We start from the raw sequence: 15,288 nt of genomic DNA, 5'->3' as shown, positions 1-15,288 counted from the left end.
GCCTCATTCATATCGCCATTCAAGCCGGGTCGTGGGACGTTGCATAAAGTCTACGCATTAACCGGCTATGGGTACACCTTTGGTTATTTCACTTCCTTAGTCACCCCTGTCTTCATGGGAAACAGGTGAAAACCTCCCAATGCGGATGGGCGTAACGGCAGAAGGCGTGCTAAAAAATAACGGGTGCCTGCGCACCCGTTAATCTCAGGCTTCGGGCAGCAGAAGCTTGCTGTAACCGAGGCCGTTCTGTTTTTGCACTTTGATCTGCACCGGGATGCGTTCTTTCATCGCTTCAATATGGCTGATCACCCCAATGGTTTTCCCGCTGGCATTGAGCGTATCCAACGCATCAAGCGCGATATCCAGGGTTTCTGCGTCAAGTGTGCCAAACCCTTCATCCAGGAACAGCGATTCAATGCGCGTTTTATGGCTCACCAGGTCAGACAGGGCGAGGGCAAGGGCGAGACTGACGAGGAAACTTTCACCCCCGGAAAGGGTTCGCGTATCTCGTCTTGCATCGGCTTGCCAGGTATCCACCACGTCTAAATCCAGCGCGTCTTCACTGCGCCGCTGAAGCTGATAGCGGCCATGCAGGCGATCGAGCTGACGGTTGGCGAGCATCACCAGATGATCCAGCGTCAGCCCTTGAGCAAACAGGCGGAATTTGTCACCGCTGGCGGAGCCAATCAACTCTTTTAAAACACTCAGATGGCTCAACGCGCGATCGTCCTCGCTGATTTGTGCCAGCAGGCTCTGCTGCTCAGCACGTAACTGCGCATCACGCTGAAGTTGTTGCTGAATTTCCCCCTGCTGGCTGGCATTGTCATGTAACGCCTGACGCAGCCGATCCAGCGCCTGTAGTGGCGTTTCGTCGCTGTCATTCCACGCTGGCTGTTGCTGCTGATGTTGTTCCTGCTGCTGTTGCAGATGGGCCAGCCTGGTGAGCTGGGTACTGCGTAGCTGCTCCGTTTGCTGTATCTGCTCACGCAGGCGTAACGCTTCGGCCTCATCCAGTAATGCTGCCCGTAACGCGTCTTCACTGCTAAATCCGGCCGCTTGCCAGCCTTGCAGTAACTGCTCACTGGCGCTGCTGGCACGCGATGCCATCTCCTGTTGCTGCTGCTGTGCAGCGGCTAACTGGCCTTCCAGCGCACTCAAACCTGACTGCGCCTGCTGCCACTGTTGCAGCTGTTGGCTCAAGCGCTGTTCCAGCAGGTGCTGCTGTGCCTGCAACTGCTGGCGGGTGGTGCTGACATTGCCATCGCCGAACAGTGCAAAGCGTTGTGCCCGTTTCTCCTGCAACTCCTGATTGAGGCCTGTGACGACCTGCTGCTGTTGCTCGACACGCCGTGCGAATTCAGTGACCTGCTGTTGCAGATTACTGCTCTGCATCTCTGCGCGGACTAACTGCGGTTGCAGCGTGGCAAGTAACTGCTCACTCTTCTGCCACTGTTGCCAGCTATCCTGACGAGCCGCGAGCCAACTGTGGCGTTCCGTGGCGGTTGGGAGGGACAAGTCACAGGCGGCCACTTTACCGGCTAAATCCTGTTCAACTTGCAGGCATTGCTGTTGAAGTGTCACAACCTGTTGCTGCTGTTTTTGCAGCTGGCTGTGCAGCGAGCTCAGCGTCTGATCGGCCAACTGCTGCGCTTGTTGATGCTGCTGCCAGGCGAGTTGATGCTGCTGATGTTGGGTTTTCAGCTGCTGTAGCTGGCGCTGCGCCTCATCCTGCTGCTGCCACTGCTGTTGCAGGCTGGCCTCAAAGGTATGCTGCTCCTGTTGCCAGGCGGTTAATTCATCGGCCTGATCAGGTGTAAAAGTAAGTGCCAGCTCACTACCAACGGCCTGCCACTGCTGCATCAGATCCTGTTGTCGCTGCGCCAGCGTTGCCAGTTCTTCCCGTAATGTCTGCACCTGTTGCTGTAACAGTAAGAACTGCTCGCGTTTTTCCGTGCCGTCACTTTTGGCTTTTTCCACCACCTGCTGAAGTTGCAGACGGCGCTGCTGGTTCTGGCTTACCTCCAGTTGGCTGTAGGCTTCGATAGCGGGATGCTGGCATGAGCCACACAGCGGGCAGGGCTGATCTGGCTGAAGCTGAGCACGCTGCTGTGCCAGATCGGCAATTTGCCGTTCCAGTTCGCAGATGCGCTCCACATCCTGTAGCTGCTGGAGTTGCTGTTTATACTGCTCGCGCAGTTGCAGCAACTCATGCTCCGCCTGCTGCTGCTGTTTTTCCAGTGCCGTCAGACGTAACTGCTGTGCCGTGCGCTGCTGTTGCAGAGGCTGCCACTGCGAACTGATAACCGCTAAACGTTGGCGGGCATCCCGGCTGTTTTGAAACTGCCCGAGCATCGTACGCAGGTTTTCAGGCGGTGTCGCTTGCCACAGGCGAGTGAGCGCCTGCTCCGCTTCCACCACTTGCTGTGACGACTGTTGTTCAGCTTGCGCCAGCGGTATTGCCTGCTGTTGTAAGCGGGCCATATCGGCTTGCTGCTGGCTGAGGGCTTGTTCGGCCTGCGTCGCCTGTTGGTGTGCTGCCTGTAACCCGACTTCGCTCTCGGTCAACTGGCTGAAATGCACCTGCCACACGGGCAACTCTGGGCCCCACGAGGCCACACCCGGCTGGGTTGCCTGCCATGCCTGCTGCTGTTCCAGCGTTTGCTGCAACTGTTGCTGTTCGTGCTGGGCCTGCTGTAATTGCTGGACCAACGCCGCTTGCTGCTGTTGTAGCTGCTGGGCTGACTGTTGGTCCGTCTGCTGCTGTTTCTCCAGCGTGGCAATGTGCTGGTCGCGGGGGATCACCTCATCGGTTAACAGCGTTTCCTGCTGCCGTTGATGGTGCTGATGAGCGTCACGTTGTTCCAGCGCGGTTTGATAATCTCGCTCGGCCTGTTGTTGGTGCGCCTGAGAGGCCTGTCGCTGCTGCTGAAGCTGGTCATACAGCGTCGCTGACTGGGTGGCAGCGGCTTGATGCTCATCGCGTTGTTGCAGCTTGTGGCGTAGCTTTTCTGCTGGTTCACTCTGTGCCAGGCGTTGGCGTCCGGTTTCCGTTTGTGCCCAGGCCTGTTCTGCTTCGTGTAGCGCGGCCTGGATTTGCTGCTGTTGCTGCTGCAACTGCGCGGCCTGGGTTTGCCAGTGTTGGCTTTTTAAGGCGATATCTTGCTGTTGGGTCAGCGCCTGGCTACCGCTCTGTAACCCTTCGAGCTGTTGCTGAAGTCCGCTTCTCGCTTCATCTTCCAGCAAGGCGAGACCGGTGGCACGGCTGCGCAGCAGATCGAGTGCGGTTTTGGCATTTTTATGCTGTTCGTAGACCGCAATCGACAGGGTGCCGTAGATCTCGGTGCCGGTGAGTTCTTCCAGCAGCTCGGCCCGGTCGCCCGCTTTCGCATTGAGGAAGGCGGCAAACTGTCCCTGAGACAGCATCATGGAGCGGGTAAAGCGATCAAAATCGAGGCCGGAGAGCGTTTCGATCAGCTTTAGCTTGTCATTCACTTTGTCGGCGACAATCTGGTTGTCTGCGCAGCGAGCCAGTTCAACGCGTGGAGCCTGTAATTTACCGTCTGCGCTGCCGCGTGCCCGGTTTTGGCCCCAGAAGGCGCGCCAGGCTTCACCTTTAATCTCAAACTCGACTTCCGCCAGGCACTCTGCGGTATCTCGCGTCATCAGGGCATTTTGGCTTTGCGAGATCCCCCCTAAACGCGGGGTTTGATGATAGAGCGCGAGGCAAATCGCATCCAGCAGGGTGGTTTTACCGGCCCCGGTTGCGCCGGTAATGGCAAACAGGCCGTTGCTGGCAAAAGGTTCGCGACGAAAATCAATAAACCACTCGCCGCGCAGCGCATTGAGGTTTTTAAACCGCAGCGTCAGAATTTTCATGGCTGCTCCTCAATGCGGGCCAGAGTGCGACGAAACAGATCGCGTAACGGCGCTTTTTGCTCCGGTTCTAGCTCGGTTTCCAGCGCCAGGCGGCGTTCAAACACCTCTTCTACGTTGAGTTCACTCAGCGTTTCATTCTCCATCCTACTCAAACTACGCTGACGCTGTTCACGACTGCGCCGCAGCAATAAGATCTCTACCGGCAGCCCTTCGGCTAACTGCTCAATGCGCTGCTGTAGATCGCTCAGGTACTCCTGGGTCGTTACTTCGATATCCAGCCAAACCGGCAGTTCGTGGGTGTGATCGGCAAACTGGCCGAGCTGGGTTTCAATCTGTGCCAGAGAACCCTTCAGCGTCTGCATCGGCTGGAAGAGCGGGATTTCCAGCGTGGTCACCTGGGTTAATCCGCCGGCAGCGAAATCGAGTAAGAACACACTTTTATTACGCCCCAGCTCATCAAAACTCAGTGGCAACGGTGAGCCGCTGTAACGAATGTGATCGCTATCGGCAACGCGCTGAGCGCGGTGAATATGGCCGAGGGCGATGTAATCTGCCGGGGGAAAGGCATAGGCCGGGAAAGCATCCAGCGTGCCGATATAGATGTCGCGTACCGCATCGCTTTTGCTCACGCCCACCGTGGTGAGGTGGCCGGTGGCAATGATCGGCAGCGCCTTATCTCCCCGCAGCGTAAGCGCGGCGTCATAACAGCGCTGATAGTGGTTGGCGATGGCTTCTTGCAGGCTCAGGAGTTTATCGCGGCCAGACTGACCGGCCTGAGAGCGCATGATATCCCGTGGACGTAAAAACGGCACCGGACAGAGCAGGGCAGCCACTTCACCCGCGTGATTTTTCAATGGCAGTACATCGGGCACATCCTGCGGTGCAGCCACCACCAGGGTATTCAGACAAGCGAGTAATTCGCGAGATTCGTTAAGCGTGGCTACTGAATCATGGTTACCCGCCAACACAATCAACTGGCAGCCTGTGGGCTGTAACGAGACCACAAAACGGTTAAACATCTCACGGGCGTAACTCGGGGGAGCACCAGTATCAAACAGGTCCCCTGCGATAAGCAGCACATCCACTGCGTGAGTGCGAATTTCAGCCAGCAGCCAGTCGAGAAAGGCCTGGTGCTCCGCAGCGCGGCTTTTGCTGTAGAAGAACTGACCCAAATGCCAGTCGGCGGTGTGAATGATGCGCATAACTCTCCCTGCTGTCATTTTTGCCGGGGTGATTATAACGATTCTGCTGCAAAAGCCGAAACGTAGCGGCACTGTCACAAAAGCCGGGCTAAACTGTCACGCAGGGGGTGCGTTTTTCATAAAAATGTCATAAAACTGACGCATAATGACGCCGAAAATCCCAGTGACATCAGTCACATCTGCAGGAGTAACAATGGCAAAGCGCATTTTGGTTGTGGAAGATGAAGCTCCCATCCGTGAGATGTTATGTTTCGTGCTGGAACAAAATGATTACCAGCCGATTGAAGCGGAAGATTATGACAGTGCAATCGGGAAGCTGATCGAACCCTGGCCTGACCTGATCCTGCTTGACTGGATGTTACCCGGTGGTAGCGGCATTCAGTTTATTAAGCATTTGAAACGTGAAGCGATGACACGCGATATTCCGGTCATGATGTTGACCGCGCGCGGCGAAGAGGAAGACCGCGTACGGGGTCTCGAAGTGGGCGCGGATGATTACATCACCAAGCCATTCTCGCCGAAAGAGTTGATGGCGCGTATTAAAGCCGTGATGCGTCGCATCTCACCGATGGCAGTAGAAGAAGTGATTGAAATGCAGGGCCTCAGCCTTGATCCTTCATCTCACCGCGTGATGGCCGAAACCACCCCGCTGGAAATGGGGCCAACCGAATACAAGCTGCTGCACTTCTTTATGACTCACCCAGAACGTGTTTACAGCCGTGAACAACTGCTGAACAACGTCTGGGGCACCAACGTCTACGTTGAAGATCGTACCGTAGATGTGCATATCCGCCGCTTGCGTAAAGCACTTGAGGTTTCCGGCCACGACCGCATGGTGCAGACCGTGCGTGGCACTGGCTATCGTTTCTCGGGTCGCTACTAAACGGAGCCTTCACCGTGCTGGAACGACTCTCCTGGAAGAGATTAGTGTCGGAACTGGCGCTGGCTTGTTTGCCCGCGCTGTTGTTAGGGCTGCTATTTGGATATTTGCCCTGGTTCCTGTTTGCAAGTGTGCTGATCATGCTGGTCTGGCACTTCCGCAATCTGATGCGCTTGTCGCACTGGTTGTGGATTGATCGCACCATGACGCCCCCCACCGGCCGCGCCAGTTGGGAGCCGTTGTTTTATGGCCTTTATCAGATGCAGATGCGCAACCGACGTCGTCGGCGTGAGCTGGGCAATCTGATCAAGCGCTTTCGCAGTGGTGCTGAATCTCTGCCAGATGCGGTGATCCTCACCACGGAAGAGGGCACGATTTTCTGGTGCAACGGTCTGGCGCAGCAGCATTTAGGGCTACGCTGGCCGGAAGATAATGGCCAAAATATCCTCAACCTGCTGCGTTATCCTGAATTTTCGCGCTACATCCGCCAGCGGGATTTCAATAAACCGTTGACGCTGGTGTTGAATAATCAACGCCATATGGAGTTTCGCGTCATGCCCTACAGTGAAGGGCAGTGGCTGATGGTGGCGCGTGACGTCACCCAGATGCACCAACTGGAAGGCGCGCGGCGTAACTTCTTTGCCAACGTCAGTCATGAACTGCGCACCCCGTTGACCGTGTTGCAGGGCTACCTCGAAATGATGAATGACGAGGTGCTGAACGAGAAATCACGCGTTAAAGCGTTGCAGACCATGCAAGAGCAAACGCGGCGCATGGATAGTTTGGTCAAGCAACTGCTCACTTTGTCCCGCATTGAGGCCGCACCGGTTATTGACCTGAAAGAGAAAGTCGATGTTCCCATGATGCTGCGCATGTTGCAGCCGGAAGCGGAGACGCTGAGCGGTGGGCGGCATGAAATCCACTTCCATACCGATCCGCACCTCAAAGTGTTTGGCGATGATGAACAGCTTCGTAGCGCCATTTCTAACCTGGTGTACAACGCGGTAAATCATACGCCCGAGGGAACGCGCATTGATATCAGTTGGTTACATACCCGGCACGGCGCAGAATTTAAAGTGTGTGACAACGGGCCAGGCATTTCCTCGGAGCATTTGCCGCGTCTGACCGAACGTTTTTATCGGGTAGATAAAGCCCGCTCCCGTGCAACAGGCGGCAGTGGCCTTGGACTGGCGATTGTTAAACACGCGCTCAGCCACCACAATGCGCGGTTAGATATCACCAGCGAGCCAGACGTGGAGACCTGTTTTACCTTTACGTTACCGGCACGGTTGATTGTCAACAGCGAGATACGGGAGAATGTGACGCATTGACTCTTTGTAATGTGAACTTATGCGCCCACTCCTGCTGATTGTTGCTCTTCTTTTTCCCGCGCTGACGCAGGCCCAGATGCCGCTGCTGATTGGTAATCTCAGCAGCGTAGGATCGGACACGCTGGGTTATCTGATGACGCTGTGGGGCGAGGATTTTAGCCGACAATCACCGGGCGTGAACGTTCAGGTTCAGGCTTCCGGTTCCTCCACGGCCCCTACCGCACTGGCGGCGGGGGCCGCCCAACTCGGCCCCATGAGCCGCCCGATGCAGGCGGAAGAGCGACAGCGATTTATCGATCGCTATGGTTATCCGCCGCTGGCAGTACCGGTGGCAATGGATGCCCTGGTGGTGGTGGTCAATCAGCGCAATCCCATGCAGGAAATTTCACCGACGCAACTCGATGCACTCTATTCCATCACCCGTTTGTGCGGCGGAGAAAGCGTGCCGAAACACTGGGGAGAGCTGGGGATTACACAAACAGGATGGGCGCAACGCAGCATTCAGCGCTTTGGGCGAAATTCTGCCTCCGGAACCTGGGGTTTCTTTAAGCAGCAGGCGCTGTGTCGCGGTGATTTCCGCGCGGATGTCGCTGAATTCCCAGGATCGGCCGCCGTGGTGCAAGCCGTAGCGGCATCCCCTTACAGCATTGGTTATGCCAGCTTTGGTTTTCACCTCAGCGGGGTGAAAATGCTGGCGATTAAACGTCCCGGTCATGAGGCCGTGTTGCCAGACAGCGCATCTATTCGCAGTGGGCGCTATCCGTGGTCGCGGCCACTCTATATCTATCTGAACAAAGCCCCGGACAAACCGTTACCTCCGCTGGTTGCGGCGTTTATGCGCCAGGTCTTGTCCCCGGCAGGTCAGGCTCGTGTGGAAGAAGCCGGATATTTACCGCTCTCTGATGCACAAATGGCACAGGCACGCGCGGCGATTGGCGCGCCGTAGCGACCATAATGAATTTTATTCATGTGGCCTGAATTTTCTTCCGTTGCACCCGGCGCTGCGTCATGTCACTCTTGCTTTAGACATGTAGCCATCCAGACGGCTATAAATAACCTGAGGTAATTATTTCCTGCCGTGATTAGCGAGCGGGAAGACGCGAGGAGTTCCAATGCCAAACAATAGCGCCCCTTTCCGTGCCGATACCGTCGGCAGTTTCCTGCGTCCGGCAGCCATCAAAACCGCACGTGAGCAGTATGCCGCAGGCGCGTTGAGCGCTGAAAAACTGCGTCAGGTGGAAGATGAGCAGATTCGTCACGTGGTTGAACAGCAGCGTGCGAATGGCCTTAAGGTGGTGACTGATGGTGAATTCCGTCGCGCATGGTGGCATTTTGACTTCTTTGGCGACTTACACGGCGTAGAGCTGTATGAAGCCGAGCAGGGCATTCAGTTTAATGGCGTGCAGACCAAATCTCACGGCGTAAAAGTTACCGGCAAGGTAGCCTTTAATCCGCAACATCCGATGCTGGATCACTTCCGCTTCCTGCAAAGCGTCGCGGGGGACGCGGTGGCTAAAATGACCATTCCTAGCCCCAGCGTGCTGCACTTCCGTGGTGGGCGTAAAGTGATTGATGCCACTGTTTATCCTGAGCTGGATGCGTATTTTGACGATTTAGCGCAGACCTACAAAGAGGCCATCGCGGCGTTTTATGCTATCGGCTGTCGCTATTTGCAACTGGATGACACCGTCTGGGCTTATCTGTGCTCGGAAGATCAAAAAAGTCAGATTCGGGCGCGCGGCGAAGATCCAGAGCAGCTAGCGCGGACCTACGCACGCGTGCTGAACAAAGCGCTGGAAGGTAAGCCTGACGACTTAACGGTCGGGCTGCATGTTTGTCGCGGCAATTTCCGCTCCACCTGGATCTCTGAAGGCGGCTACGAGCCGGTCGCAGAAGTGCTGTTCGGTGGGGTCAATATCGATGCTTTCTTCCTTGAATATGACAACGAACGTTCAGGCGGCTTTGAACCACTGCGTTTCATCAAGCCGGGTCGACAGAAAGCGGTGTTAGGTTTGATTACTACCAAAAACGGCGAGCTGGAAGACCCTGAGCAGGTCAAGGCGCGTTTGCAGGAAGCGGCGCAGTACATCAGCCTCGACCAGCTTTGCCTGAGCCCGCAGTGTGGCTTTGCGTCCACCGAAGAGGGCAACAGCCTGACGGAAGCGCAACAGTGGCAGAAGATTCGTCTGGTGGTCGATATCGCTAAACAAGTCTGGTAAAGCTGTAAACTTGTGCACACAGGCGCGTAAATCGCGCCTTTTGTGCATTTATTTCCCCATTGCTGCTGATATTTCTTGCCTGTTGGAGAAATAATAAGCACATCATCTGATGCTCATTCGCGCTAAACTAAACACTTAAGCTGGTCGCTGGGGTATTTCCAGTAGATCATACTGCTTTTTAGATCCCGTCTTGCCTTTCTTCGCTATAAACGTTTTACTTAGCGCCGTTGTCGATTAATCCCTCTGTGAACAGAATAAAATCAGCTCATATCACCTGTGTTACTCCACAACCGCAAGCATAATGCTCTGGCATCACATGCTAACCCGTTGTAGTGACGCAGAAAGGGACGGCAGAAACCAACTTCCACCGCAACACCAATGACAGGCAGTACAGTTTAATGACACATCGTTTAACCTCGAAGGATATCCTCGCGCTGGGCTTTATGACTTTTGCCCTGTTTGTTGGCGCAGGTAATATCATCTTCCCACCGATGGTGGGTATTCAATCTGGCGAACACGTTTGGGTAGCGGCTTTTGGCTTCCTGATCACTGCTGTAGGCCTTCCGGTGATGACCGTTATCGCACTGGCCCGCGTGGGTGGTGGCGTTGATGCGCTGAGTTCACCAATCGGTAAAGCCGCTGGTCTGCTGCTGGCAACGGCATGTTATCTGGCCGTCGGCCCGTTGTTCGCAACGCCACGCACCGCGACCGTTTCATTTGAAGTGGGTATCGCCCCGCTGACTGGCGATGGCGCATTACCGCTGTTTATTTATAGCCTGATCTACTTCGCACTGGTCATCGGCATCTCGCTGTATCCGGGCAAACTGCTGGATACCGTGGGCCATTTCCTTGCACCACTGAAAATCGTCGCGCTGACCGTACTGGGCATCGCTGCGCTGGTGTGGCCAGCGGGTGGCGAAATCTCTGCAACAAGCGAGTATCAACACGCGGCGTTCTCCAGCGGTTTCGTTAACGGCTATCTCACCATGGACACCCTGGGTGCGATGGTGTTCGGTATTGTTATCGTTAATGCCGCCCGTTCACGAGGTGTGGAAAACACCGGTTTACTGACACGTTACACCATTCTTGCTGGCCTGATTGCGGGCGTGGGCCTGACGCTGGTCTACCTCAGCTTGTTCAAGTTGGGCTCCGACAGTGGCAGCCTGGTTGACCAGAATGCCAACGGTGCCGCCATCTTGCATGCTTACGTTGCTCACACCTTCGGCGGTATGGGCAGCTTCTTCCTGGCTGCACTGATCTTCGTCGCCTGTATGGTAACCGCCGTCGGTTTGACCTGTGCTTGTGCAGAATTCTTTGCGCAGTACCTGCCTTTGTCGTATAAAGCCCTGGTCTTTATTCTTGGTCTGTTCTCCATGGTGGTGTCAAACCTCGGTCTGAGCCATCTGATCCAGATCTCTATCCCGGTGTTAACGGCGATTTATCCGCCGTGCATCGTGCTGGTGGTATTGAGTTTCACCCTGAACTGGTGGAACAAAAGCAGCCGTGTTGTGGCTCCAACCATGCTGGTTAGCCTGCTGTTTGGTATCGTTGATGCCATCAAAACCACCGCGTTTAAAGACGCTCTGCCGGCCTTCAGCCAGCATCTGCCGCTCGCGGATCAGGGTCTCTCCTGGCTGCCACCGGCTGTTGCGATGCTGGTGATTGCAGCAGTGGTTGATCGCGTGAAGGGGCGCGAACAGGTGGTTGCTCACTCGTAAGTGACATCGCCGTTCTTCGACAACCACGGGCTTGCCCGTGGTTTTTTCATTTTCACAGGTACAGGTTGTTATGCAAGAAACCAACAAGCTCAAACGCGGACTGAGCACTCGTCACATCCGTTTTATGGCGCTGGGATCGGCCATCGGCACCGGTCTGTTCTACGGCTCGGCGGACGCTATTCAGATGGCTGGCCCGAGCGTACTGCTGGCTTACATCATCGGTGGCCTTATCGCCTATATCATCATGCGTGCGCTGGGCGAGATGTCAGTCAACAATCCGCAGGCCAGTTCGTTTTCACGCTATGCGCAGGATTATCTCGGCCCAATGGCGGGGTATATCACCGGCTGGACTTACTGCTTTGAAATCCTGATTGTGGCGATTGCCGATGTGACGGCGTTCGGTATTTACATGGGCGTCTGGTTCCCGGAAGTCCCGCACTGGGTGTGGGTGTTGAGCGTGGTGCTGATTATCGGCGCTATCAACCTGATGAGTGTCAAAGTGTTTGGTGAAGTGGAGTTTTGGTTCTCCTTCTTCAAGGTCGCGACCATTGTCATTATGATCATTGCGGGTTTAGGCATGATTATTTGGGGCATCGGTAACGGCGGTCAGCCAACCGGCATTCATAACCTGTGGAGCAACGGTGGTTTCTTTGCGCATGGCATTGTGGGCATGCTGCTGTCGTTGCAGATGGTGATGTTTGCCTACGGCGGTATTGAGATTATCGGTATCACCGCGGGCGAAGCAAAAGACCCGGCTAAATCTATTCCACGTGCCATCAACTCAGTGCCGTGGCGCATCCTGGTGTTCTATGTGGGTACGCTGTTTGTCATCATGTCTATCTACCCGTGGAATCAGGTAGGGACGCACGGTAGCCCGTTTGTGATGACCTTCCAGCACCTGGGGATTGCAGCAGCCGCTTCCATTCTGAATTTCGTGGTGATTACCGCCTCGCTGTCGGCCATTAACAGTGATGTGTTTGGTGTTGGCCGTATGCTGCACGGTATGGCACAGCAGGGCCATGCGCCCAAAATCTTCACCAATACCAGTGACCGTGGTGCGCCGTGGGTGACGGTTGTGGTGATGATGACGGCGCTGCTGATTGCGGTGTATCTCAACTACCTGATGCCGGAAAAAGTGTTCCTGGTGATTGCGTCACTGGCTACGTTCGCCACCGTTTGGGTGTGGATCATGATTCTGCTGTCGCAGATCGCTTTCCGCCGCAAAATCGGTAAAGAAGCTGCCGCGAAGCTTAACTTCGCGCTGCCAGGCGGGAGCTGGACGGCAGGCGTAGGTGTGGTGTTCTTGTGCTTTATCATCGCCCTGATTGGCTATTTCCCGGATACCCGCGTATCACTGTACGCCGGTTTCGCCTGGGTCATTGCCCTGGTGATCGGCTATCGCTTCGTGCGTAAGCCAGCCTAATCCTGCTTTAACAACCGGTCAGTTTGCTGGCCGGTTGTCTTCATCAATCTCTATCCCTTCAGCAAAAAAACGCCTGTAAACAATCCCTGCAACAGAATTGCGTGAAGCTCATATTACGTAATCATTCATTGTTTCAAATAAACATTCTTTTTTATCTGTATTCCAGCTATATCAAAAATGAATAGCAGTGGTAAATTTAAGTATTGTACCGATAAATAAATTGATCCTACTATCATTGCGCTACTCACTATGGATAAATCATAAGGGAAAGAATGATTATTTATGATGTTATTGGTCTTGGATTTGGCCCCTCTAATCTTGCTGTTGCAGCAGCAATTGAAGAAGAATATAAAAATTTAAATGCTGTATTTTTAGAGCAGAAAAACAATTTTATATGGCATAAAGGAATGCTAATTTCAGATGCTACGATGCAAATTTCTTTTTTAAAAGACATTGCAACCTTACGTAATCCGAATAGCAAGTTTTCATTTTTATCCTATTTGCACGAAAAGAATCGACTAGAGCAATTTGCAAACCTCAGGACTTTTTACCCAACAAGAATTGAGTTTAACGACTATTTTAAGTGGGTGGCTGAAAAGCTAAATGACTATGTTATATACTCGCAGGAAGTTACAGAAATAAGAAAGAGGACAATTAACGAAGAGTCACTTATTGAAGTGGAGTCAATAAATAAAATCACAGGTCAAAAAGAGATAAAAATAACACGTAATGTTATTCTTGCTTGTGGATTAACACCAAAATTGACTATTGGGAAAGAACTTTCAGAAGAAAAAGGATTTTTCCATGCTGCACATTATGCTTATAAAATTAAAGAATTTACCGATCACAATAAAGAATTGAACTTCCTTGTTATTGGCGGAGGACAAAGTGCAGCTGAGATAACTAAAGATCTGCATGCACAATTCAAAAATTCCTCTGTAACCTGCGCATTTTCAGGATTTGGGCTCAAACCTGCTGATGACAGTGAATTTGTAAATGAAGTTTTTTGTACTGCGACAGTCGATGAGTTCTTCTTTGCCAGCTCTGAAGTGCGTGATGAAATACTTAAAAAGCATGGTGATACCAATTACTCAGTGGTTGATCTTGAGTTAATCAAAGAGTTGTACCGTATTGCGTATGAAGAGCAAGTTACAGGTAATAAAAGGCTTAAATTCAAGAAAATGACCCGAGTGCTTGAAGCAACGAAACGCGACGGTAAAATTTTTGTAGATTTGCATGAAAAGATGAATGATATTTACACTCATGAAGAATATGATGCAGTTATTCTTGCGACGGGATATGAATCTGATGCCGGTATTAAACTACTGAGTAATATGCTTGATGAACTGGATAGCAATGAGAGTGGCAATCTGGTTGTTGGGCGGAATTATAAAGTTAAGAATAAACTCGACTTAGGTATTTATATGGCGACCGGAAATGAAAGCACGCATGGTCTAAGTGATACATTGCTGTCTGTTTTAGCGGTCCGGGCAAATGAAATACTTAAAGATGTGTCTAAAACTACGAGTAAATATTCATCTTACCTAAAAGAAGAAAGTACTATTGCCTGATGAAAAATGTTGTGATTATCGGCGGTGGTGTTATTGGGTCTGCCATTTTTCACCATCTGAGTAAATATGGGAATAATAAAGTAACCTTAATTGAAAAAGATGAGGTAGGACAGCAAGGTGCGACATCAGTCTCTGGCGGTATTTTACGATGTTTCCATAATTCATTATCATTAACTTCTGAAGCAAATTATGGTTTAAATTTCTATCGAGATATCGCACAGAAGGAAAACTTCCCTGGTAATTTTATTCAAACTGGGTGTGTTTATCCAGTTCATACACAATCCGATTTTGACTATGTTAAAGAGTTAGCCATAAAGTATAAATCAATTATCAATATTGAAATTTTTGATAGCGATAGAGTACAAGAGCTAATGCCTTTTATTAACTGGTCAAATTATCAAGGGGCTGTGTTTGAACCAGATGCAGGGTATTTATGCCCGCGAGCCGCTTCTCAATTTTTTATTGATGAAGGTTCTAATGCTGAAAATACGGTAATTAACAAAACAAAATGCCTGCGAATAGTGAGGCAATATCGTAATGTTATCGGCGTTGAGACGACGGCTGGGTTTATTCCTGCGGATATCGTTATTGTTGCTGCGGGTGCATGGTCTGGTAGGTTAGCCGAGGATTCAGACATTACCTTGCCAGCATCGCTTCGGGTGAAAGCCATTCAAATGGCAAGCGTTCAATCTAATGTGCTAAGGGAGAATGTTATACCGGCATTTTTAGATGAAGTGACTGGCGCTTACGGGCGAGGTGCTCAAGAAGGGGGCTTGATGTTTGGCGCTTCATACAATATGTGGGATATCGACCCAAATGATTTTCCCACTCATGATGAATTGCAACATGAAATTATCATGAAAGAGTGTAAAAGGCTTTTTAACCTCCCCGATATTGATTCTTGCCAGCAGATAAGAATGTTCGATTGCTATACGGATAATGACCGTCCCTTGGTCTGTAGTTCTGATACCAGGGGACTATTCTGGGCTACTGGATTTAGTGGTGGTGGGTTTAAGTTTGCACCTTACGTCGCAGAAAGAATTTTTGAGATAATTAACAGGAGTTGAT

The 15,288-nt window shown here is 52.3% G+C and carries 10 protein-coding genes; 8 read left to right on the top strand and 2 right to left on the bottom strand.

Annotated elements, in window-relative coordinates:
* Window positions 1–204: 204 nt before the first annotated feature.
* Together F3J40_RS17785 and sbcD are read right to left on the bottom strand one after the other, a co-directional pair.
* The gene (locus F3J40_RS17785; RefSeq protein ID WP_167016685.1) at window positions 205–3,876 is read right to left on the bottom strand and encodes an SbcC/MukB-like Walker B domain-containing protein; all 3,672 of its coding nucleotides are present in this window, start codon (window positions 3,874–3,876) and stop codon (window positions 205–207) included.
* Window positions 3,873–5,078 carry an exonuclease subunit SbcD gene (gene sbcD, locus F3J40_RS17780; protein ID WP_167016682.1) on the bottom strand — a complete coding sequence of 402 codons (1,206 nt, stop codon included), beginning with the start codon at window positions 5,076–5,078 and terminating at the stop codon, window positions 3,873–3,875. Before sbcD ends, F3J40_RS17785 begins: the two co-directional genes overlap by 4 nt.
* A gap of 193 nt (window positions 5,079–5,271) precedes the next feature.
* On the opposite strand from sbcD, the gene phoB reads away from it, so the two are divergent.
* The 8 genes from phoB to F3J40_RS17740 all read left to right on the top strand — a co-directional run bounded on the left by phoB (window position 5,272) and on the right by F3J40_RS17740 (window position 15,287).
* Complete coding sequence (gene phoB / locus F3J40_RS17775) at window positions 5,272–5,961, top strand: phosphate response regulator transcription factor PhoB (RefSeq protein WP_017347924.1); 690 nt, start codon at window positions 5,272–5,274, stop codon at window positions 5,959–5,961.
* A gap of 14 nt (window positions 5,962–5,975) precedes the next feature.
* Window positions 5,976–7,289, top strand: coding sequence for a phosphate regulon sensor histidine kinase PhoR (phoR, locus tag F3J40_RS17770; protein ID WP_167016680.1), 1,314 nt, complete (start codon window positions 5,976–5,978; stop codon window positions 7,287–7,289).
* A 19-nt stretch (window positions 7,290–7,308) separates the two neighbouring features.
* Window positions 7,309–8,235: a PstS family phosphate ABC transporter substrate-binding protein gene (locus F3J40_RS17765; protein WP_167016678.1), complete on the top strand. Its 927-nt coding sequence runs from the start codon at window positions 7,309–7,311 to the stop codon at window positions 8,233–8,235.
* Window positions 8,236–8,401: 166 nt separating this feature from the next.
* Window positions 8,402–9,508, top strand: a complete 1,107-nt coding sequence (locus F3J40_RS17760; RefSeq protein ID WP_167016676.1) for a cobalamin-independent methionine synthase II family protein — start codon at window positions 8,402–8,404, stop codon at window positions 9,506–9,508.
* Between the two features lie 398 nt (window positions 9,509–9,906).
* A complete protein-coding gene (gene brnQ / locus F3J40_RS17755) occupies window positions 9,907–11,226 on the top strand; it encodes a branched-chain amino acid transporter carrier protein BrnQ (protein WP_167016671.1) in 1,320 nt (439 codons plus the stop codon).
* Window positions 11,227–11,296: 70 nt separating this feature from the next.
* Window positions 11,297–12,649 (top strand): proline-specific permease ProY, encoded by a 1,353-nt coding sequence (gene proY, locus F3J40_RS17750; RefSeq protein WP_167016669.1) that lies wholly within the window; start codon window positions 11,297–11,299, stop codon window positions 12,647–12,649.
* Window positions 12,650–12,921: 272 nt separating this feature from the next.
* Window positions 12,922–14,220 (top strand): lysine N(6)-hydroxylase/L-ornithine N(5)-oxygenase family protein, encoded by a 1,299-nt coding sequence (locus F3J40_RS17745; RefSeq protein WP_167016667.1) that lies wholly within the window; start codon window positions 12,922–12,924, stop codon window positions 14,218–14,220.
* Window positions 14,220–15,287, top strand: coding sequence for an NAD(P)/FAD-dependent oxidoreductase (locus F3J40_RS17740; RefSeq protein WP_167016661.1), 1,068 nt, complete (start codon window positions 14,220–14,222; stop codon window positions 15,285–15,287). The genes F3J40_RS17745 and F3J40_RS17740 overlap by 1 nt, the downstream gene beginning before the upstream one ends.
* Window position 15,288: the final 1 nt, after the last annotated feature.

Source organism: Candidatus Pantoea multigeneris (assembly GCF_011752615.1).
In the GTDB taxonomy this organism is placed as follows: Bacteria; Pseudomonadota; Gammaproteobacteria; order Enterobacterales; family Enterobacteriaceae; genus Pantoea; species Pantoea multigeneris.
The sequence above is the reverse complement of the archived record's forward strand: the minus strand, read 5'-3'. Positions and strand labels throughout refer to the sequence as shown.

Bases quoted from the DNA above. Each gene is read 5' to 3' on its own strand.
- F3J40_RS17785 (WP_167016685.1), bottom strand. From the start codon at position 3,876: ATGAAAATTCTGACGCTGCGGTTTAAAAACCTCAATGCGCTGCGCGGC.
- sbcD (WP_167016682.1), bottom strand. From the start codon at position 5,078: ATGCGCATCATTCACACCGCCGACTGGCATTTGGGTCAGTTCTTCTAC.
- phoB (WP_017347924.1), top strand. From the start codon at position 5,272: ATGGCAAAGCGCATTTTGGTTGTGGAAGATGAAGCTCCCATCCGTGAG.
- F3J40_RS17765 (WP_167016678.1), top strand. From the start codon at position 7,309: ATGCGCCCACTCCTGCTGATTGTTGCTCTTCTTTTTCCCGCGCTGACG.
- F3J40_RS17760 (WP_167016676.1), top strand. From the start codon at position 8,402: ATGCCAAACAATAGCGCCCCTTTCCGTGCCGATACCGTCGGCAGTTTC.
- brnQ (WP_167016671.1), top strand. From the start codon at position 9,907: ATGACACATCGTTTAACCTCGAAGGATATCCTCGCGCTGGGCTTTATG.
- proY (WP_167016669.1), top strand. From the start codon at position 11,297: ATGCAAGAAACCAACAAGCTCAAACGCGGACTGAGCACTCGTCACATC.
- F3J40_RS17745 (WP_167016667.1), top strand. From the start codon at position 12,922: ATGATTATTTATGATGTTATTGGTCTTGGATTTGGCCCCTCTAATCTT.
- F3J40_RS17740 (WP_167016661.1), top strand. From the start codon at position 14,220: ATGAAAAATGTTGTGATTATCGGCGGTGGTGTTATTGGGTCTGCCATT.